The 20,646-nt window shown below is 53.9% G+C and carries 23 protein-coding genes and 1 riboswitch; of the genes, 9 read left to right on the top strand and 14 right to left on the bottom strand.

What is annotated here, in order from left to right; all coding sequences use genetic code 11:
- Positions 1-203: 203 nt before the first annotated feature.
- Positions 204-1,106, bottom strand: coding sequence for an HhH-GPD family protein (locus VCU37_RS04320; RefSeq protein WP_336249384.1), 903 nt, complete (start codon positions 1,104-1,106; stop codon positions 204-206).
- Between the two features lie 111 nt (positions 1,107-1,217).
- On the opposite strand from VCU37_RS04320, the gene VCU37_RS04315 reads away from it, so the two are divergent.
- The 8 genes from VCU37_RS04315 to VCU37_RS04280 all read left to right on the top strand — a co-directional run bounded on the left by VCU37_RS04315 (position 1,218) and on the right by VCU37_RS04280 (position 7,667).
- Positions 1,218-1,940 carry a dihydrofolate reductase family protein gene (locus VCU37_RS04315; RefSeq protein WP_336249383.1) on the top strand — a complete coding sequence of 241 codons (723 nt, stop codon included), beginning with the start codon at positions 1,218-1,220 and terminating at the stop codon, positions 1,938-1,940.
- Positions 1,941-2,043: 103 nt separating this feature from the next.
- A complete protein-coding gene (locus VCU37_RS04310; protein WP_336249382.1) occupies positions 2,044-3,549 on the top strand; it encodes a methylmalonyl-CoA carboxytransferase subunit 5S in 1,506 nt (501 codons plus the stop codon).
- A 14-nt stretch (positions 3,550-3,563) separates the two neighbouring features.
- Positions 3,564-5,120 carry an acyl-CoA carboxylase subunit beta gene (locus VCU37_RS04305; protein ID WP_336249381.1) on the top strand — a complete coding sequence of 519 codons (1,557 nt, stop codon included), beginning with the start codon at positions 3,564-3,566 and terminating at the stop codon, positions 5,118-5,120.
- 9 nt (positions 5,121-5,129) lie between these two features.
- Positions 5,130-5,348: a hypothetical protein gene (locus VCU37_RS04300; RefSeq protein ID WP_336249380.1), complete on the top strand. Its 219-nt coding sequence runs from the start codon at positions 5,130-5,132 to the stop codon at positions 5,346-5,348.
- Positions 5,349-5,357: 9 nt separating this feature from the next.
- Complete coding sequence (locus tag VCU37_RS04295) at positions 5,358-5,723, top strand: biotin/lipoyl-containing protein (RefSeq protein ID WP_336249379.1); 366 nt, start codon at positions 5,358-5,360, stop codon at positions 5,721-5,723.
- Positions 5,724-5,887: 164 nt separating this feature from the next.
- Positions 5,888-6,364, top strand: coding sequence for a GNAT family N-acetyltransferase (locus tag VCU37_RS04290; RefSeq protein WP_336249378.1), 477 nt, complete (start codon positions 5,888-5,890; stop codon positions 6,362-6,364).
- Positions 6,365-6,447: 83 nt separating this feature from the next.
- Positions 6,448-7,338, top strand: a complete 891-nt coding sequence (locus VCU37_RS04285) for a hypothetical protein (protein ID WP_336249377.1) — start codon at positions 6,448-6,450, stop codon at positions 7,336-7,338.
- 131 nt (positions 7,339-7,469) lie between these two features.
- Complete coding sequence (locus VCU37_RS04280; protein WP_336249376.1) at positions 7,470-7,667, top strand: hypothetical protein; 198 nt, start codon at positions 7,470-7,472, stop codon at positions 7,665-7,667.
- A 193-nt stretch (positions 7,668-7,860) separates the two neighbouring features.
- Here VCU37_RS04280 and rplL read toward each other — a convergent pair whose 3' ends face one another.
- The 6 genes from rplL to VCU37_RS04250 all read right to left on the bottom strand — a co-directional run bounded on the left by rplL (position 7,861) and on the right by VCU37_RS04250 (position 14,094).
- Positions 7,861-8,244, bottom strand: coding sequence for a 50S ribosomal protein L7/L12 (gene rplL / locus VCU37_RS04275; RefSeq protein WP_336249375.1), 384 nt, complete (start codon positions 8,242-8,244; stop codon positions 7,861-7,863).
- A gap of 67 nt (positions 8,245-8,311) precedes the next feature.
- Positions 8,312-8,830 (bottom strand): 50S ribosomal protein L10, encoded by a 519-nt coding sequence (rplJ, locus tag VCU37_RS04270; protein WP_336249374.1) that lies wholly within the window; start codon positions 8,828-8,830, stop codon positions 8,312-8,314.
- 1,665 nt (positions 8,831-10,495) lie between these two features.
- The gene (locus VCU37_RS04265; protein ID WP_336249373.1) at positions 10,496-10,759 is read right to left on the bottom strand and encodes an energy-coupling factor transporter transmembrane component T family protein; all 264 of its coding nucleotides are present in this window, start codon (positions 10,757-10,759) and stop codon (positions 10,496-10,498) included.
- 411 nt (positions 10,760-11,170) lie between these two features.
- Positions 11,171-12,001 (bottom strand): energy-coupling factor transporter transmembrane component T family protein, encoded by an 831-nt coding sequence (locus VCU37_RS04260; protein ID WP_336249372.1) that lies wholly within the window; start codon positions 11,999-12,001, stop codon positions 11,171-11,173.
- A gap of 9 nt (positions 12,002-12,010) precedes the next feature.
- Positions 12,011-13,489, bottom strand: coding sequence for an ABC transporter ATP-binding protein (locus tag VCU37_RS04255; RefSeq protein WP_336249371.1), 1,479 nt, complete (start codon positions 13,487-13,489; stop codon positions 12,011-12,013).
- On the bottom strand, positions 13,486-14,094 hold the full coding sequence (locus tag VCU37_RS04250) for an ECF transporter S component (RefSeq protein ID WP_336249370.1): 609 nt from the start codon (positions 14,092-14,094) through the stop codon (positions 13,486-13,488). The genes VCU37_RS04255 and VCU37_RS04250 overlap by 4 nt, the downstream gene beginning before the upstream one ends.
- A gap of 34 nt (positions 14,095-14,128) precedes the next feature.
- Positions 14,129-14,232, bottom strand: a riboswitch (TPP riboswitch).
- A 224-nt stretch (positions 14,233-14,456) separates the two neighbouring features.
- Between VCU37_RS04250 and VCU37_RS04245 the strand changes: the two genes are divergently transcribed.
- Positions 14,457-15,191 carry a nicotinamide mononucleotide transporter family protein gene (locus tag VCU37_RS04245; RefSeq protein WP_336249369.1) on the top strand — a complete coding sequence of 245 codons (735 nt, stop codon included), beginning with the start codon at positions 14,457-14,459 and terminating at the stop codon, positions 15,189-15,191.
- Positions 15,192-15,203: 12 nt separating this feature from the next.
- On the opposite strand, the gene VCU37_RS04240 is transcribed toward VCU37_RS04245, so the two are convergent.
- The 7 genes from VCU37_RS04240 to VCU37_RS04210 form a co-directional block, all read right to left on the bottom strand.
- Positions 15,204-15,671 carry a hypothetical protein gene (locus VCU37_RS04240; RefSeq protein WP_336249368.1) on the bottom strand — a complete coding sequence of 156 codons (468 nt, stop codon included), beginning with the start codon at positions 15,669-15,671 and terminating at the stop codon, positions 15,204-15,206.
- Between the two features lie 133 nt (positions 15,672-15,804).
- On the bottom strand, positions 15,805-17,277 hold the full coding sequence (locus tag VCU37_RS04235; RefSeq protein ID WP_336249367.1) for an aldehyde dehydrogenase family protein: 1,473 nt from the start codon (positions 17,275-17,277) through the stop codon (positions 15,805-15,807).
- Positions 17,274-18,476 carry a cob(I)yrinic acid a,c-diamide adenosyltransferase gene (locus tag VCU37_RS04230; protein WP_336249366.1) on the bottom strand — a complete coding sequence of 401 codons (1,203 nt, stop codon included), beginning with the start codon at positions 18,474-18,476 and terminating at the stop codon, positions 17,274-17,276. The genes VCU37_RS04235 and VCU37_RS04230 overlap by 4 nt, the downstream gene beginning before the upstream one ends.
- A 2-nt stretch (positions 18,477-18,478) precedes the next feature.
- Positions 18,479-18,751, bottom strand: a complete 273-nt coding sequence (locus VCU37_RS04225) for a EutN/CcmL family microcompartment protein (protein WP_336249365.1) — start codon at positions 18,749-18,751, stop codon at positions 18,479-18,481.
- 1 nt (position 18,752) lies between these two features.
- A complete protein-coding gene (locus VCU37_RS04220) occupies positions 18,753-19,523 on the bottom strand; it encodes a flavoprotein (RefSeq protein WP_336249364.1) in 771 nt (256 codons plus the stop codon).
- The gene (eutJ, locus tag VCU37_RS04215; RefSeq protein WP_336249363.1) at positions 19,504-20,355 is read right to left on the bottom strand and encodes an ethanolamine utilization protein EutJ; all 852 of its coding nucleotides are present in this window, start codon (positions 20,353-20,355) and stop codon (positions 19,504-19,506) included. The genes VCU37_RS04220 and eutJ overlap by 20 nt, the downstream gene beginning before the upstream one ends.
- 4 nt (positions 20,356-20,359) lie before the next feature.
- On the bottom strand, positions 20,360-20,635 hold the full coding sequence (locus VCU37_RS04210) for a BMC domain-containing protein (RefSeq protein WP_336249362.1): 276 nt from the start codon (positions 20,633-20,635) through the stop codon (positions 20,360-20,362).
- Positions 20,636-20,646 lie beyond the last annotated feature (11 nt).

The raw sequence follows: 20,646 nt of genomic DNA, 5'->3' as shown, positions 1-20,646 counted from the left end.
TTACTAGGTGCCTAAATGCAGAGGCCAGAACGCTATCGGCACAAAAACCCCGAAGCCAAGGGCAAATAGCGCTTTATAGGGAATGTGAATGAGTTTCAGAGCTTACCCGTGGTTCCTGCTCCACTCCTCCAAGAACAGGAGTCTCCGCACAAAAAAGCCAAGAATTACCGGTTTCTTTTTCCAACCGTCACGGAAAATCGCGGTTATGGAAGCGCCCAAAGGTTGTTATCCAATGAAACAATCAACCCGTCTTTAGCTAGTGCCGTGAGTAGTTGCGGCGTTTTATCTCCGTGAAGTTGCGTAAGTTCACCTTCACTCATCGGGCTTAACGTGGTGAGGCTACGGATAATTGCCCCCCGAACCTGCCGGTCAGAACCGTTAAAGGCAGCTTGCTTCATTGGTCGATGCGCTCCCTTAGCCGCCGGGTCTTGGGCTTCAAAGGGATTCAATTCAACCTGGGCACGGTAGGCACACGGCTGAGCAAGTGGGCACACCCCACAATTTGCGGCCTTAGCGGTACAAATGGTGGCACCCAAGTCCATGATGGCATCTGTCAACGTTGCACTCGGCGCGCCTGTCTGAGTAACTAATTCGTCGGCAAGTGCCTGAGCTTCTTTGCGATCGAGCACACGATTCAATAGTCGTGAAATCACTCGGGCGATATTCGTGTCCACCGGCATCGTGGGGGCATTAAATGCAAAGGCCATCACCGCCCTCGCCGTGTACGGCCCAATACCGGGTAGACCTTCCAATGCTGCTGTACTGTCAGGTAGGTTGCCGTCGTATTCGATAACAACCGCTTCGGCACACCGATGCAGGTTAACGGCACGGCGGTTGTACCCAAGCCCACTCCACGCAGCAATAATGTCTGCCCTTGGGGCCGCTGCCATCTCGTGAGGGGTTGGCCAACACTCTAAAAACTCACTCCACTTTTGAGCTGCCCGATCAGCTTGAGTTTGTTGGGCCATCACTTCACTCAACAAAATCGCCCAGGGAGAAAGACCATTACGCTCTCTAAACGCCAGCGGGCGTTTCTTCGGGTCAAACCAATTCAAGAGCAAGGAAACGATTTGACTATTGTCCAAGGCGGGAGCAGCAGTGGGCATCGAACCAGTGTGCCCTATCAACACTTAAACGTGTACCACCATTGGCCCCTCCAGCGTCAAGACAAGCCCTACACCAGATAGCCAGGTGTGCGCCCACTTATAGTTTTTCACATGAGCGACTTTGATTTTTCAGCGTGGGAAGTGACCGACGATTTACCCCGCCACACGCCCGGCATTCACGTTCGTGTAGGCATGGTCACCACACTTGACGGATATATCGCCCTTAACGGGTCCAGTCGCGGCATCGGTGGTGAAGCTGACCATGCCGCCATCGTGGCCTTGCGTTCAAATACCGATGTTGTTGTTAACACAGCATTCACAGTGGCTCAAGAACGCCTACGCCCGGCACGCCAAGCCCGCCATGTTGTACTTACCGGCAGCGATCGATTAACCACTGACCTCCCTCTCTTCGGACCTGGCGTTGAACGCGTCCTCATCGTTGCTGGGTCCCAGGTGAGCGCCTCACGTATTGGTGCATGGCGCGAGGCTGGCGCACAGGTTCACCAGATTAATGAACCTCGGGTTCGTGCAGATTGGTTGATTCCTTGGCTGCGAGATGAACAACATGCCAAGACGGTCCTATGTGAAGGCGGTCCGTCCTTAAATGCACAAATGTCCGATGCCGGTGTGGTAGATGAATGGTGTCTAACCTTGTCGCTTAAACTGATGGCCGAATCGGCAGTCAAACAAACCACTGTCAATCGTATTTCAAACCCTCTAAAGACTGGTAAGTCCCTCAATCTTCGACACCTGTTGGTTACCAAAACCGAGCTTGTTGGGATCTATTCCACTCACCCGCTTTCAGACCCTATCCCTCAAGTTCATACGGCGTAATCTTCCCTGCACAGTGGGCTAAAACAAATCATTTTAAATTTCGGGACTATTGGCTAGGCCTAGGGTTCGCACAAGGACTGTTTGGCCCACTATGTTCCTTGCCATGACTGAGCGAACCATTGGCGTAACTGAACTTGCCCTTCGTGACGCCCATCAGTCCCTGATGGCAACACGAATGGCTACCGAAGATATGGTCGGCGCTTGCGCGGCCATCGACCGTGCCGGCTACTGGTCGGCTGAATGTTGGGGCGGCGCAACCTTTGATAGCTGCATCCGCTTCTTGAACGAAGATCCGTGGGAACGCCTGCGGACCTTTAAGAAACTCCTTCCAAATACCCGCACGCAGATGTTGCTCCGCGGGCAGAACCTCTTGGGTTATCGTCACTACGCTGACGACGTTGTGGACCGCTTCGTAGAGAAAGCCGCCATCAACGGTATGGATGTGTTCCGCGTATTCGACGCCCTAAATGACCCACGCAACTTGGAGCGTGCCATCAAGGCCGTTCAAAAGTCTGGCAAGCATGCTCAGGGCACGATTTGCTACACGATCAGCCCTGTACACGATATTGACAACTATGTACGTCTTGCGCGCCAGCTCCGCGATATGGGTGTTGACTCCATCGCATTGAAGGACATGGCGGCACTGTTGAAGCCACAGCCAGCAGCCGACATCGTTGCCGCTATTAAGCAAGAGATGCCAGATATGACCGTGGCCGTACACTGCCACTCCACAACCGGGGTAACGTTGGTCAGCTTGTGGCGTGCGGTGGAAAGCGGTGCTGACCTGATTGACACGGCTATTTCTTCCATGTCACTTGGGCCAGGCCACAACCCAACCGAAAGCTTCCAGGAAGTCCTCGAAGGCACCGGCTACAAAGCAGACCTCGACAAAGAAGCCCTTCACGAAATCCGTGACCACTTTGCTGAAGTGCGCCCGCGCTATGCCAAGTTTGAGTCCAAGTTCACCGTGGATACGGATATCTTTGAATCACAGATTCCTGGCGGCATGTTGTCCAACCTTGAAAGCCAGTTGGTAGCCCAAGGTGCCGGTGACAAGGTTGTTGAGGTGTTAAAGGAAGTCCCCAAGGTGCGTGCCGCCTCTGGCTACCCACCATTGGTGACCCCCACCAGCCAGATCGTCGGTACTCAGGCCGTGTTCAACGTCCTTATGGGTGAATGGAAGACCATGACCGGTGAATTTGCCGATATGGTGCTTGGCTACTATGGCAAGACCGAAGGCGAAACCGACCCGATGGTGATTGAAAAGGCCGCCAAGCAGACCGGCAAGGAAAAGATTGACGTCCGCCCAGCCGACTTGATTCCGAACGAATGGGACAACCTGCGTGCAGAAGCCGAAAAGCTTGAAGGTTTTGATGGCACCGATGAAGACGTACTGACCTACGCCTTGTTCCCAACCGTGGCTCCGGTCTTCTTCAAGAACCGCAAGAACGGCCCGCAGAACGTCAGCCAGAGCGTCGAAGAACTCGAAGCCGAACGCCTGTTGGCTGCCGGTGATAGCGGATCTGGCACGGTACGCATCCCGATCACCTACGACGTAACCATTGGTGACAAGACGCACACCGTCAGCGTGAAGCCCGCCGAGAAGTAGGAGACTGAGAAATCATGGCAGATACACGCAGTATGGCCGAGCGGATCGAAGAGCTCCGCAAGCGTAAGGCCCACAACGAAGCTGGCGGTGGTGAGAAGCGCCTCGAAAAGCAACGTGCTTCTGGTAAGAAAACCGCCCGTGAACGCATCGCCGACTTGGTAGACGGCGAAACCTTTGAAGAAATCGGTCTCTTTGCTGAAAACCGTACAACCCTCTTTGGAATGGCTGAAGCAGACATGCCAGCCGATGGTGTTGTAACCGGTACCGGCAGTGTGCTTGGACGTCCTGTGCACATTGCGAGCCAGGACTTCACCGTTGCGGGTGGTTCCGCTGGTGAAATGCACTCGACAAAGGTGGCCAACACCTTGAGTGCCGCGTTGACGGCTGGCACCCCATTCATTTTCATTAATGACTCTGGTGGAGCCCGCGTCCAAGAAGGTATCGACTCCTTGTCGGGGTACGGCAAGGTGTTCTACCAAAACGTTCGCCTCTCCGGTGCAGTGCCCCAGATTTCTATTATTGCTGGGCCTTGTGCTGGTGGTGCCGCCTACTCACCCGCACTGACCGACTTCATCATTCAGACCCGCAAAGCCCAAATGTTTATTACGGGTCCGAACGTGATTAAGTCCGTAACGGGTGAAGATGTCACCGGTGAAGAACTTGGTGGCCCAGACGCCCACATGCAGCGTTCTGGCAATATCCACTTCATTGCCGATGATGACGAACAAGCTGTATTGATCGCTAAGAAGCTGCTGAGCTTCCTGCCCAATAACAACCTTGAAGAACCAGAACGCCTTGAAGGCTTCGACGATGTCGCCTACGACAACGAAATGGCCGATATTGTGCCCACCGATGCCAAGAAGGCCTACGACGTGCGCGATGTGATTGCCCGTCTTGTTGATAATGGTGACTTCCTTGAGATTCAGTCGGGCTTCGCACCCACGATCGTGATCGGGTTGGCTCGTATCACCGGCCGCACCGTTGGCATCGTTGCCAATCAGGCCAAGGTGATGAGTGGTGTGCTCGACATCAACTCATCAGACAAAGCGGCATATTTTGTGCAGTTCTGTGACGCATTCAATATCCCAATCGTCACCCTGGTAGACGTGCCTGGGTTCATGCCTGGTACCGAGCAAGAATACGGTGGCATTATCCGCCACGGAGCCAAGATGCTCTACGCCTATTCGGAAGCGACCGTCCCATTGGTAACGGTTGTGCTGCGTAAGGCCTACGGCGGTGCCTACCTGGCCATGGCAGCCAAGGACCTTGGGGCTGACCGTGTGTTGGCCTGGCCAACCGCTGAAATTGCGGTGATGGGTGCTGAAGGTGCTGCAAACGTGGTGTTCCGCCGTGAAATTGAGGCTGCTGAAAACCCAGAAGCCAAGCGTGCTGAAATGGTTGACGCCTACCAGCAAGCATTCAACACCCCGTATGTTGCAGGTGCCCGTGGCCTCGTTGACCGGGTCATTGAACCTGGTGAAACTCGCGCCGCTGTAGCGAATGCCCTTGAGGTATTGGCCAACAAGAGCAAGGCAACCCCGGCCAAGAAGCACGGCGTACTGCCGTTCTAGGAGGCTGACATGTCTGACGCTGCAACCATTGAGGACCTGAAAGCGCAGATTGCTGCGCTTCAGGAACAGATCGAAGGCCCGGACACCGAGCTGCTCAGCGTGATTAGTGCTGCTGTTGCTGGCTACTTGGGTGAACGTGCCGTCGTCAAGCAGATCCGATTCAAGCGCGGCCACCAGTGGGCCGACCAGGGGCGCCGGGCGATTATGTCTGGCCGTGAGTTTGCCTAGGAGGTACCCATGAAACTGAAGGTGACCGTAGACGGTAAGGAATACGAAGTAGACGTTGAGGTTCAAGAAGAACCGACCCCCAGCGTCGAACACGTGATTATTGGCTCTGGTGGCGGCGGGGTTACCCTGGCCGCTGCCCCGGCGGCAGCCCCTGTGGGTGATGCTGATGGCATCCCTGCAAGCTTGGCCGGTAACGTCGTTAAGATCCCTGTCTCTGAAGGGGACGAGGTCAAAGAAGGCGACGTTGTTATGGTGCTTGAAGCCATGAAGATGGAGACAGAAGTACTGGCCGACCAAGACGGCACCGTGGAGAAGATTCACGTGTCGGTTGGTGACGCCGTGAAGCCAGGCCAAGGCCTGCTGAAGATCGTCTAGTCTTCACGCACCTTCGATTCACCCCCTTGCCATCCGGCTTGGGGGTGAATCATGTTGCTGGTTAGGCCGGATACAAAACCGGACTACATACATTCCAGCCCTGCTCGTTTGCGGGATTGATAGACCCACCCGCAAGCACCCCATACAGCATTTATAGTTGGCCGATGACCATCGAATACCGTATCGCCACTCCCGATGACATTGATGCACTTGTACGTATGCGGTTGGACTTTCAGCGTGACATTAAGGGCGACGCCTGGATAGCTCAACAGGTTCCGGACTACGCGCATTACACCCATCTAATGCGTACCTATTTTGAAACAACACTCGGGACTGATGCTCTCTTGGCGGCTATCGCCACTGAGAACGGTCAAGCATTTTCAATTTCCCTTGCCTATGTGTTTTTAACCTCACCGCACCCGCTGTACTTCTCAGGGAAAGAAGCCAGGCTCTCCTCCGTTTATACCGAGCCGGCATACCGAAAACGAGGCCATGCTAAACGGCTCATAGAGCTTTTGATTAATGAGCTGCGCCAACAAGACGTAGGTCGAATAACTCTGGAGTACACACCCGAGGCACTCCCGATGTACGAATCACTCGGATTCACCATCCGCGAACGGCACATGCACATGCTCCTCTAAGTGTTGGGGTGGAAGTGTTTTTACGCTTCCACCCCAACATCTTAAATCCTATTTACATTTGCTATAGCATGTAATATCTTGCTATGACGTTCAATCGGGTTACTCGGTTTCTTCCTTCTCCGTCAACAAAGCTGCTTTTGCAACGAGGTAAGCGGGCGGGATGGACTCGGTTGATGCCGTGCATATGGCTAACCGCTCCTGGACCAGCAACCTTTATGGACTGGGTTCATGCCGCCAAGCTGTATTACGGGGAACACATCGGAATTGGTGGGGCCGCAGGCCTCTGCCTAAGCGGAGTCAACCTACGAGAACCACAGCACATCGACATATGGCTACCACCCCACCGATCCGTAGGTCGGGTCACAGAAAGTCGGCTCCTCCCACGACGCGACAAACTCGACCGGCTCAGCCGCATTAACCCGCGCACCAATGCCACCTCCCCCGGCGATGCGCTCGCTGACGTACTTAACTTCACCCGGGTACGGGCAGAAGCCGCTGCGTTTGTTATCGCAACCCGACGAACGTTTATCAACACAACGGGCCAGATAGTAAACACCGTACAAACACGATCACGGCAGCGACATAGAAGCCTTGCCTACGAGCTACTCACCTGCCAACCCGCATACGACAGCGTTCTTGAATACCAGTGGGTAACACAGGTAGAAACACCACACGGCATACCCAATGCCCAACGCCAGTGGCGTGGCCCCAAGGAATACGTCTGGGATGGAATCTGGTCCGCTTTTAAGACCACACTTGAACTGGACGGCAAGGCCTATCACTCGGGTATTAACGCAATAACGAGAGATAGTGCCAAAGACAGGGCTGCACTCGCTCACGGCTACACCCCGATACATTTTGGGTACGCCGATGTCATACACCATCCCTGTGCCACCGCCGCCCAACTCGCTCGACTGATTCCAGGCATGCCACATCACCAGTGTGAACCAAGTTGTCCGGTGCCTAGCACCTGACCATCGATTGACTGCATGAAGGCAAAAAGTGCTGGTCAAATAGTTAATCCTGCCCATCTGGCCCAGGGTTTTGCAGCACCTAAAGGTCTATTATGCCCCCTTGCACGTATTCGACTACGAGAGGTGACCTTGTGGCCATAGCACGCATAGCAGTTAAAGTATTTGCCGTATTGACGATCTTGACCAGTGGATACAGCTTGTACCAAAGCTCACAAGGGGCGTCGGGTGGAATTGCCTCAATGTTGGGAACAGTCTTTGCGGTACTGACCCTTATTTCATTTGTGGCCGTCACCATGATGAGAAAAAAGACCGACCCACCCACCAAGTAGCTCCCTGCATCCAACGTCAAGGGCTTTTGAGTCCAGCTCATGAGCAGACCAGTGGTGAATGCATTTAAGGTGTTGAGTTAGACGCGCTAAAACGCTTCTAGCTCAACACCTTATTAAAAAGGACCTCCCCGATACAGGGAGGTCCTTTTGATTTGAAGCCACGGTCACCCAAGGCGACCGCGCTACACCAGAACTACTTGAGTTCGATGGTGGCGCCAGCTTCTTCGAGCTTGGCCTTGGCAGCTTCGGCGTCTTCCTTGGAAGCACCTTCGAGAACAGGCTTGGGAGCACCGTCCACGAGTTCCTTGGCTTCCTTGAGGCCCAGGTTCGTGATGCCACGAACTTCCTTAATGACACCGATCTTCTTGTCACCAGCGGAAACAAGGATCACGTCAAACTCAGTCTTTTCTTCAGCGGCACCGGCGTCACCACCAGCAGCACCAGGAGCAGCAACTGCAACGGCGGCAGCAGCCTGCACGTCGAAGTGTTCCTTGAAGCGGTCGCGGAAGTCCTTGAGTTCAAGGAGGGTCATTTCTTCGAATGCGGCGATCAAATCGTCAACAGAAATCTTTGCCATGAGAATGGTCCTTTATCTATACAGGGGGTTGAAACTTTTGGGGTGAAACCTCGAAGGCATGGCCTGTTTAGGCCGGCTTCTTGGCCTCCAGGGCTTCCATAAGCCCAGCGGTTTCGGTGAGCAAGTCGTCTGCCATGTGCGGGGCGTAACCCAACATGGATTCGAACATGCCTGCGAAGCTGGCAAGCAGCTCCTCGGCGCTTTCAAGATCAGCCAATTTCTCGGCGTCTTCAGCACCCATGAACTGGCCATCGAGCAATGCGCCCTTGATAACCAGATTGTCGTTTGTCTTGGCAAAGGCCCGGAGGGCTTTAGCGGCACTGGCGATGTCCTCGCCAATGTAAGCCAGAGCAGTCGGACCGCTCAGCGTCTCGTCGGGAACTTCGTGGCCTTCTTCTTTCATCGCAATGCGAATCAAGGTGTTCTTAGCCACGACGTACCGAGCACCGGCGTCACGTAACTTGTTACGCAATTCACCGATCTGCTGCACGGTAAGGCCACGGTATTCAGTCATTACGACTGCGGTAGCGGCCTGGACGTCCTTACGAACCTGCGCCACGACGGCGGTTTTTTGTGCAGTTGCCATGTGGTGCTCCTCGGATAGGTACAACCAAACGGGTTGTTTGGTTAGCCGTCAACCATCGGATTATCAAATCCGTGGCACAACACCACACCCCTGTAGGGATACGGGCCTGCGTTGGACATTACGTTCCCACATACGTGGGCACGCCAACGGTCTCGGGCGAATGGCACATAATAGCCCCTCAGTTTTGCCTCGCAACAAGTCAACCATTTGACAGCTGAGAACATGACATCCGATTGGGTGGAGTCAATCACATGACTAACTTCCTTATCCCACGTAACAGGCGTTGAATACAGTCCTGCACTCTCAACAATCAATCCCGATCAGATTCATGTTTATCAGTCATGTGAGCAACCCATGCCTCAAATATCGACATCTCCGCTACTGTCTTATTGCCCCAAGTACAGGTAGCAAATGCAAAATCCATGAGATTCTAAGTTATAGTCCTAACTGACTACCCTATTAAACTACCCCACAAAAACTCACTTTCAGGAAAGGAGATGGTCACCATGAATCTTAAATTAATCACTTGCTGGACTCTTGTCATCTGTATATTTTTAACAGCCATCCCCACTCAAGTTGAGGCTCAACAAACAGAGGCTGAACAAGCGAATACTTCTACAATTTTTCCTATTGATACCGAGACGAACTCTTTGAGTCAAATTGTTCTCGGGAGGTTTTGCAATGAATAATAAGGTATTTTTTGCTTCAGCTGTTATCTATGCGGTGTCCACACTACTTCTATTCAGTGTAAGTGGTCAGCATTACCCGATATGGGCAACGGCTGTGCTCCTGGTGATTACTTCTTGTTTATTTGGCATCAGTTATCGCCGCTATCGTGTGTCTCCTACCGACAAGTCAGCCCTTGCGGTTTCTATAACCTATGCGCCCTTTATACTGGCTATTGTTAATTTTGGCCACAGCCTCTTGCCAGAGAATCAGACCTTTAGATCGCTATTCTCATTTCTTATAATCTTGCCAATGCTATACGTATGGAATACATATATTTGCCAACCCGTTAATGGCCCTAGCCACAACAAAGCCTCGCGCTCAGCATGAGCTGTAGATCAAAAAACACTCTATAGAGATATGCCATAACTATCTTAATTTTTAGACTTATCTCTTCAGTGAAACGTGTTTTCTTTTTGGTAACCAACGCTTAGGTGGCGGAGGTGGAGACAATCCATCGGAATGTACCCATGTAGACGGCAAAGCCAACACAAGCATGGCGAACGACCGACTGGCAATATCTGCCAAACACGAACGATCCCCTAGCCCACGCGCACGGGCATTACCTACTTGGGCACACCCTGAGCACCCCCCGGCGCTACACCCTAGGCACGTGCATGGGCATTGCCCGCCTGGGCACGTTCATGGGCATTACCTACCTGGGCACACGCATGAACACACCCTAGGCACGGTCGCGGACATTGCCTGCCTGGGCACGTTCGCCTGCCGCCATCCATGGCGGCAACCCGGCTCACTGAACTCGCCCATCCTGGGCTCATATCACCCTGGCACGCAATGCCCCCGCCCTTAGCCCACCAAACACACCCCAACCACCCCGACACACAACACCCACACTCCTGACCCAACCACACCAACCCCAACCACACCTAAGAAGGTCAGGGCTGGGCTTATGACAAACAGGTTGAATGTTGTGGCTGGTTAGGCCGCAGAGGTGGAAACAATCCAGCGGAACGTGCCCATGTAGGCAGCAAGTCCTAGGGCGATGGTAGGCACGATGACTGACCAGGTGAGCAACATCCAGTCAATTCGTTTGAGATAAGACGGTCTCGCCCAGGTGCGAAGCAACTGGCCGTTTGCGTCGCGGGCACCCATGCCACGTGCCTCCATCGTGGTGGCCAATTTCCCACCACGACGCAAGGCCAACACAAGCATGGCGAACGACCGACTGGCAATATCTGCCAAACACGAACGATCCCCTAACCCACACGCACGGGCATTACCTACTTGGGCACACCCTGAGCACCCCCCGGCACTACACCCTAGGCACGTGCATGGGCATTGCCCGCCTGGGCACGTTCATGGGCATTACCTACCTGGGCACACGCATGAACACACCCTAGGCACGGTCGCGGACATTGCCTGCCTGGGCACGTTCGCCTGCCGCCATCCATGGCGGCAACCCGGCTCACTGAACTCGCCCATCCTGGGCTCATATCACCCTGGCACGCAATGCCCCCGCCCTTAGCCCACCAAACACACCCCAACCACCCCGACACACAACACCCACACTCCTGACCCAACCACACCAACCCCAACCACACCTAAGAAGGTCAGGGCTGGGCTTATGACAAACAGGTTGAATGTTGTGGCTGGTTAGGCCGCAGAGGTGGAAACAATCCAGCGGAACGTGCCCATGTAGGCAGCAAGTCCTAGGGCGATGGTAGGCACGATGACTGACCAGGTGAGCAACATCCAGTCAATTCGTTTGAGATAAGACGGTCTCGCCCAGGTGCGAAGCAACTGGCCGTTTGCGTCGCGGGCACCCATGCCACGTGCCTCCATCGTGGTGGCCAATTTCCCACCACGACGCAAGGCCAACACCAGCATGGCGAACGACCGGCTGGCAATATCTGCCAAACGTGAACGGTCCCCTAGCCCACGCGCACGCCGCGCACGCGCCAGGCTCTCCCAATCACGAATCATCAGCCCCGCCGTCCTAAAACCAGCAAGAGCCGCAAGCACCGGCACCGCAGGCATTTTGAGAACTTGGGCTAACCCGTCAGCCATTTCGGTTGGGTCAACATCAATAAAGAGCACCACAGCTGGAACGCCGATGGCAAAAATACGGAGGAAAATACCGATAGCCAACCCAACAGAACCTTCAGTGATATGGATATAACCCCACTGCCAAAAGGTTTCACCCGAGGGCTGCCCATAGAGCAACATGCTGGTCGCACTGAGTGGCGCCGCCAACAAGATTGGCCAAATACGACTCAGGACCCGTTTAAGCCCGAACCCACACAACACTAGAACAGGGAACTCCAAGACCAACGCTACGGTGGCGCTCAACCAGTCAATCGTCACAATCAGCGGCGTCGTCATCACCATTACCGCCAATAACTTTGCAACCGGGTTGGCACTCATCAAAAGACCGAGGCGATTCCTTTCAACAGCCACTACCACGTTGTTGTTCGTACTTGTCATCACCACACCTCATCGCACCACATAGCCGGTAGCGTCTAAATGAATCTCGGTGGCAGCTAGGGCATTCACTAAATACTGATCATGGGTAATGGTGACAACCGCCCTACCGGCCTGTGCCGTTGCCTCAATCAAATCAACCAGCCCCAACCAGCTCTTTGCGTCCTGGCCAAACGTTGGTTCATCGAGAATGACTACCGGCGCACCGGTCACAATGGCCGTTGCCACACTCAACCGCCGCTTTTCCCCACCGGACAAACTCATCGGATGGGCATTCGCCAATGCCGCAATACCTAACTGCTCAAGCACCGCATCGGGGTCTGGCGCGGCGTGGGCGCGCGGGCCGGTACGGAGTTCTTCACGCACCGTGCGTGCCACAAACTGATATTCAGGCTGTTGAAACACCATAGAAATCCGAACCGCTAGCTCTGCGCTCTTCCACTCCAACGGGTTCGGCGTTTCTAAGCCCTCACACAGCTCATCACTGGCAACCACCTGTCCACCAAGCACCGGCAACAACCCCGCCAAGGCCAGCGCCAACGTTGTTTTCCCAACCCCGTTTGGCCCTGTAATCGCCGTGACTTGACCGGCACGAATACCAAAGGAAACCCCCGATACCACAGCGTTCTCGGGGTATCCAACTTGCACATCGCGTGCTTCAAGCAGTACCGGCCTAGCAGTTGAATGAGAAGGTGAAAGGTGCGCTGACTCCTCAATGACATGCGCCTGGCCGATCCCTCGTTTCGCCGGTGCCGGGTCACCAGGAATCCACACCCCTGACTCACTCAACGCAGGACGATGGTCGCGAAACACCTCATCAGGCTGACCATGTGCAACCACATTGCCTTTGGTATCTAAGACAATCACCTGTGTAAGGAGTGGCACCCACTGGGCGATGTTATGGTCAACAAGAACCAAACTCGTGTTGTGAGTAGATAGATGGTGTTCAATGGCCTGCACTAGCGCTTTCGCACCAACCGGGTCGAGATTTGCGGTCGGTTCATCCAAAGCCAACACACCAGGACGCATCGCAAGCACCCCGGCCAACGCCATGCGTTGTTGTTGCCCGCCGCTTAAATGCGAGGTGTTGTGTGCCAACCCTACATCAAGGCCTACCGCATCAAGGGCCTGCGCCACACGTGACCATATCTCGTTGCGTTCGACACCCAAGTTCTCTGCCCCAAAGGCAACATCATCGCCAACCCGAGCCAGCATCACCTGGGCTTCAGGGTCTTGAAGGACAAGACCAACCGCACCAAGAACCTCACCACGGGAAACTCCGTTGAGGGTTAACGAACCAAGCTCAGTACCGTCTTCTCCCCCACCAAGCACCCCAGCAAGTCCTTGTAGAATCGTGCTTTTACCTGCCCCCGAAGGCCCCAAGATGGCCACCCGCTCACCCGGTTCAAGGGTGAGGTTAAACCCTTGGATAGTTGGATGGTTCCGTGCGGCATGTTGCCAACCCCAGTTGGCAAATACAACCCTGGTCACGCAGCAGGCCCGGTATTCACCGTAGGGGCTGCTTCACGGCCAACGGCGAACCGATCCAATGCCCCGCTAGCGGCTAACGCCCGTGTAATAGCCCAGCCCAACAGGCCCGCAAGGATGGCGCCACTAATCAAACCCGCGATTGCATAGTTCAATAAAAATGCGGCGCCTTTTGCGAAGTTACCTTGAAACCCTTCTAAAATCCAGGCACCCACCGCAGCACCTACGCCACTGAGCAATGCGACAGGCAAGTTGAACCGTTTGTACATTAAGGCAATAAAAATCAGCTCAGCACCCAGCCCTTGAGCTAACCCAGAATACACCGTGCCGATTCCCCATTGAGAGCCCATGAGGGCGCTCACGATCGCGGCCAATGTTTCTACATAGAGTGCGGCACCTGGTTTTCGGATAATCAACCCACCTAATACCCCACCAAGCAGCCACGGCCCGAGAGCGATACCACCCCAACCGGGTGTAACCGCATCCATCACTTGCCACCATTGGCCACCAATCTGGTTCCAGATAAGGAAAATCCCGCCAGTGGCAACAGCAAGCACGCTGGCGACAACCCAATCAACAACGCGCCATTTCAACCTATTCGTTTGCATCGGTGTGCTCCTAACCCGTTCGACAATGTTCTAGGGCACACGGGTGAGGCCTTCCTGCACCGGTACTAACCGGATCAGGTTCGACGGTCGAGACAACGTCTCCTCTCAGCTCAGTTACGAGCTCCCGTGGCGTACTTAACCATAACAAACGATATTCACTATTACCTAATTCAACGACCGCTGCGAGTTACGCAAGTTAACTTTCCTGCTCGACAGCGGACAACTCGACATAGCCTTCTCTGGACAGAGCAATTAAACTCTGACAATTCTGTGCGTTGGCCCGATTTGTTGAGCCGATAGGCAGTGGCCAAACGATCCGATAACCCTTCTGGTCTGGCGCAACCACTAATGAGGTACAAACTATGGACTTTCTCGTCTATCTCCTTGATGCCAAGATTCAATTCGGCGATCAATTCATTCTCTGGCGTGAAGTCATTGGCAATATTTTTGGGCTGCTAAGTGCCTACGGTGGCATGAAACGTGCCGTATGGGCATGGCCAATCGGCATTATCGGCAACGTGATTTTGTTCACGGTGTTCTTAGGCAGTGTGTTTCACACCCCCCAAGCCGTTGATTTGTACGGTCAGGCTGGCCGTCAGGTGATGTTCATTATGGTGAGCATCTACGGCTGGTACCGGTGGAGCCAAAGCAAACGCCAGGAACCCTCCGAGGTTGACCCCTGCCGTTCAATCGTCACCGAACCGCACGAAGAAGTAGCCGCCGTACAACCGCGGTGGGCTACCAGAAACGAACGTATCGGCCTGATTGTTGCTGCAGTTGCGATGACCCTGTTCTTCTGGTGGGTCTTCACCCTACTAAATGCGTGGGGCCCACTACCTGACGCCTGGATTTTCACCGGCTCTATCTTGGCGACCTACGGGATGGCACGCGGCTGGACAGAGTTCTGGCTTATATGGATTGGCGTGGACATCGTTGGTGTGCCATTACTACTCAACAGCCACTATTACCCGTCAGCGATCCTCTACATTGTGTACGGTTGCTTTGTGACCTGGGGCTTCTTCGTGTGGCTCAAAGAGCACCACACCACCGGTGAGATTGAAGGTCACAACACTGACGAAGACGTTGTACCCGTCTAAGGGTGCAAGGGCCTAGCGGCTTGCCGGTTGGTCTAAACTCCGCAAGGTTCCAGAAACTGCTTCACGAGTGCGCTTTGCCACGTCTTGATAGCGCACCAGATTCTGCTGGTCTTGCACATTCATACTGGCTGTGTACTCGTGAATACCTACCCGTTCGGCGACCCAGTCGATTCGGTAGGTAAATACCTCTTCGGTTGTTGACGCAAAAATAACGCGCATCGCTGTTTCACCGAAGTAGCGGACATAGAGGGTAGGGATGTCACCCGGAGTTCGTGAAACTTTTCCGAGTTTCATCTCGATCAGTTCAAAAACGTGTTCAGGCGAAGCCGCCGCATGGATACGCATCACATTGCCCGTTTCAGTCGTGTCAACGAGCACACGCCGACCTGTTTTTGAATGTTTCGACGTTGCTAACGATTGCGGATGCCGTGCACGATGTGACGGTGCAGTGGTGGGTTCTTTCAGAAGGTAGAACAACATGAGGCACCCCCCAATGAGAGTTGCCGCAATGGTAATACTGAGAAGATCCACACCTGCATAACGGCAGAGACTTCTCGTTATTTAGAGGCCAACCGTTCATCTGAGGATAAGAACCATCTGCGTATTAAAGCTCCTACCCGATGTGAAGATCACCTACAAGCACACACCGGCGCTTACGAGAGAAGGAACGTGCGCTGGTCAGACCTTCACCAGTGGGTCCGGCAATGGTGAAGGTAGCAAAGCCTTCACCACCCATACCCAGGCCAGCGAAGCTAGGCCCGTTCTTCACAAAAATCGTCGTTCCAACCGCCCTGCCCATCGCGGTGAGGGCCGTCACATCACGGCTGTGCATCACCGCCGTATGCCGGTTGCCGCCCTCAATTTGCACCGCAAGGTCAATGGCAGCCGCAACAGAGCGCACCCGCACAAGTCCCAACACCGGCATCATTAACTCATGCGTGATGAAGGGGTGAGACGGACCTACTTCAACCGTCAGCAGCCGTGTGCCTACCGGCGGGTCCACCCCCATAGCCCGCAACACATCGACTGCGTTTTGGCCAATCCATTCAGGCTTAGGATTGCCACGTTCGTCAAGCACAACACGTTCAAGCCGTTCAAGCTCTGCCGGACTCCCAATCCGGTACGCACCGTGCTTTTCCATATTGTAAACCAGCAGGTCAGCCACTGAATCAACCGCCACAATCGCTTTTTCAGCGATACACGGCAAGTTGTTATCAAAGCTGGCCCCGTCAACAATGCACTTCGCTGCGTACGGAATGTCAGCCGTGTGGTCAACCACCACTGGCGGGTTCCCGGCACCGGCACCAATAACCTTTTTACCGCTCCGAAGGGCCAAATCAACAATCCCCTTGCCGCCTGTAGCCACAACCAAATTCACCTCAGGATGGGCAAGTAGTTCTTGGGTATTGTCACGCCCAGGATTCACAAAGGTAACAATCAGATCCTCGGGTGCCCCCGCCTCGACTAGCACCGTATTTAACTCACCAACCAGGCGGGTTGACACCTCCTTAGCCCGAGGATGCGGGCTAAACACAACAGTATTTCCTGCTGCCAGCATCGAAATAGCATTGTTGATAATGGTGGCACTTGGGTTTGTTGTCGGTGTAATCGCTGCAATAACCCCGTACGGGCTGTATTCAACCGTTGTCAACCCGTTATCCCCCGAAAATGCTTCAGCGGTGAGATCTTCGATACCCGGTGTACGTGTTGCAGCTACCTCTGTCTTCCACCGCTTATGGCTGACAATGCCCATACCCGTTTCTGAAACGGTATCAAAAGCAAGCTCATCAAGTACCGATGATTTAGTGGCATAGGTCCGAATCGCGTCAATAAACCGATCTCGGTCAGCCATCGTCATGGCACGGTACGTTGTGAATGCGCCACGAGCCGCAACCACCGCCTGATTTACATTTGCAAAGACGTTGCTATAGGGCGTATAGCCGGCACAAGATGGGAAATTGGGATTACACGTTGAACGTGCCGAGGTGACGGTAGCTACCTGCTTGCCAAGTGCTGGCTCCTCCTTCACCGCACGGACAATAGCCGAAACAATCCGGTCGATGTCGGTAATGGGAGAATCACTCATGAGCTCGTCGCTCCAATCGCTTCCAGAGCCTTGGTTACAAGTTCAAGGTCTTCGTCGAGGGCACCGCCACTTACCGCCATCGCACCAACAAAGGTGCCTTGGATAAAGACTGGCATACCCCCACCAATCGCCGTAATCCGGCCACCATGTGATGTGTGTAATCCTTGGAAATGACCGCCGTCAGCTAACAAGGGGCCTAAATCTCGTGTGGGCATACGCATACTCGCTGCGGTGTACGCCTTATCTTGTGCCATTTGAACACTCACAAACGGCGCATCATCATCACGCTGCACCATAATAGGTACCCCTGACTGATCAACGGCCGCGAAGGTGATACGAACCCCTTTTGCTCTAGCCAAGCGCAATGCCGTGTCACCTGCCAACCGGCAACGCACGAGGTCGAGGGTTGGCACTAAGTACCGTTTGGTGGCAGACGATACCGGAGATTCGGGTTGTTTTGCCACTAGTTTTTGACCGGACTCCACTGATCCAACCGTAGTGGACGGCGTATATTCATGAATCCAATTGGGAGGCGGACATACAGCCCAAGGCGGCCCGGAAGGAACCTTGTTATCTGTTGTCATTCCTTCCTCCTCACTTGAACCGGTTGGAGTACTGTCTGATAATTCAGTGCTGCCTGCCGCAACCTTCGCGCGTACTTGAGCCTCAATTTGCTTTAATTCAAAGCGAACTTCGTACACACGAGCAATCGCATACAAGGCGTCAGAAAGCCGATTGAGGTATTTGATGGCTTCGGGCCGGACTTCTTCATGTTCGGATAAGGTGAGCACCATCCGTTCAGCTCGGCGCACCGCAGTCCGTGCAATATGGAGTGCCGCACTCGTAGCCTCAGTTCCAGGTACCACAAACGCCCGTTGTGGGCCGCAAAAAGCCATGCACTTATCAATGAGGGCTTCCATCTCGGTGATGTCCTCATCATTGACCATACCGATAAGCATGGCCCTACCTTCACTATCTGAAGCAAGTTCGGAACCAAGCACAAAAAGCCGGTGACCAACGTGGTGAACGAAGTCACGGAGTTCATCGTCTGCCATTTGTACTTTTGCAGCACCGATAAAGGCGTTCGCTTCGTCAACACTGCCATAGGCAGAAACACGAATGCTCTGTTTGGGCACACGAGAACCGCCAAAGAGCGCCGTCGTGCCCTTGTCACCGGTTCGGGTGTACACGGCTGGCATCGCTAAACCTCTACTTCCACCGTGTCAACAATCCCCACAACTGCAGAATCAATGGGTGCGTCTGGGTATCCGGCGGCAGCGCGAGCTGATGACCCACCGGCCACAATGACCTGTTCACCGACCCCGGCACCCACCGTGTCAACACTAATTTTTACGGGTTCTTCCGCGGGGGTACCGTCAGGATTGAGTTGCTGGGTAAGCAGCAATTTAAAGCCCACAAGACGTTCGTCTTTACTTGTTGAAACCACCGTGCCGATCACCGTAGCTAAGTACATGTCAGCTTCCTTTCCGAACTTCGAGGGCAATTTGGTTAGCCTTGGCATAGTCACGAGCCAAGGCTGTAACAATCGTGTTGGGCCGGATATGTACCCGTGAACCACGCGGTAATACCGCAAGATCTTTGCGGCCAAGTACGGCACTATCAATCACAACAGGGACCACTCCGGCTGGAAGGCCGAACCCATTGCTCATCACACCGGTTTCTGGTCCGTCAAGAATCGCCAGTGTCTGGGTGGCAAGGTCTTGGGCATCACAGAATGCAACACCAAAGGAGGCGACCGTTTGGAGATTCGTGCGTAACATCGTTGCCCATGCTGGAGGCATCGAAGGAAACCAAGCCTGTTTTTCAGGCATATCTGGGTCGGCCGCATCACGTGCTGCCACGATTGGCCGGTTCAACATAATGAACTCGCTGATCACGTTTGTAGCCAGAGAATCCGTGATGCCGTGTGCAAGTTTGGCAACCGTATTAGTTGTCATCGTTGGCACCACCAACACGCGGTGATCACTCACCAAGTTCTCGGTTACATCTGTGAGTGGTATATCTGCATAAAAATGCTCAGGAATAACTCGCTTGGCACTCGGTGTAAATACAGCGTCCAAGTGAACACCAGCATTTGCAAGGGTGCGCAAGCTATTCATACTGTCTTCACTGCCGACAAGCGCACCAGTGAAAAGAACAAGTACGCGACGTTCTCTGAGGACTTCGAGGATCACTTCACGGATGATGATTTTTAAGGCTTGTTCATCAATCTTGTTGTCCATCATCACCTCCAAGATCCAAGGTGCTCATTGCCAATCCCAGTGGAGTTACCCATAGGGGATGTTTTGGTCGAATAACTTCGCGCCCCAGTACCTTTTCAAAGACTGATGGGGCAACCGGTAACATGGCCGAACCGCCAACCAGATACACCGGTCCAACATCTTCTGTCCCAATGGCATCACGAGCAATGGTGGCCATTTTTTCAAGCGTCGGACGAACAACCGCACCAACTTCAGCCGCTTTTGAAGGTGACTTCTTTAATTGTTCGGCGCGGTCGTAGTCGATTCCCATCGCACCGGCAAGTACCAAGGTGACATGGTGACCGCCAGTTGCTTGGTCAACAGACAACACAACCTTGTTGTCTTTTAACACTGACACACCTGTAGTGCCGTGACCGATATCAATCACACACCCCTGAGAGACACCCAATAACGCGGCAGCCGCAACTGGTTCATCGACAATCGCATTAACCTGCAGATCAGCAGCCTCTGCAACATTCTCAAATACCTTGACTGTTCCCTCAATAACACCAGGGGGAATAGCCACATTGGCTTTCTTGAACGTGGTCTTAATACGTTGTTCTAAGTCGGCTTTCAATGTCTGCACTGCACGCACAGCCCCAAGCCAGTCCACAACAATCCCATCTCTTACAACGGTTGAGTGTTGGTGAGCGCCGGCAACTGGTTTACCGTGTTCATCCACAACCGCCAGCACAATATTGGCCGTCCCTAGATCAATTCCGAGACTCAACTCACCATTGTGGTCAGCGACATCTCCAGACTTGATGAGGGCAGCAAATTTGCCTCCGAGGAGGTCACTGCGCGGCTGTTTACCCATTGGATTAGGCGATCTGATCTATGAGTGCGTCAACATCAGCGTGCGGACGTGGAATGACATGGCAGCTCTTCAACTCGCCAACGGCTGCTGCGGCAACATGGCCAGCGTCCACCGCAGCTTTCACTGCGCCCACATCACCACGAACAAATACCGTGACGTGCCCTGCACCAATCTTCGTGTAGCCAACCAATTCCACATTGGCAGACTTTGTCATCGCGTCACCGGCTTCAACTGCAGCAGTAAAACCGATCGTTTCAATCATCCCTAGTGCTTGACTCATTTGGATTCCTT

The organism is Stomatohabitans albus, from assembly GCF_036336025.1.
GTDB classification, from domain to species: Bacteria; Actinomycetota; Nitriliruptoria; order Euzebyales; family Euzebyaceae; genus Stomatohabitans; species Stomatohabitans albus.
This window is presented reverse-complemented; position numbering and strand designations above follow the sequence as displayed.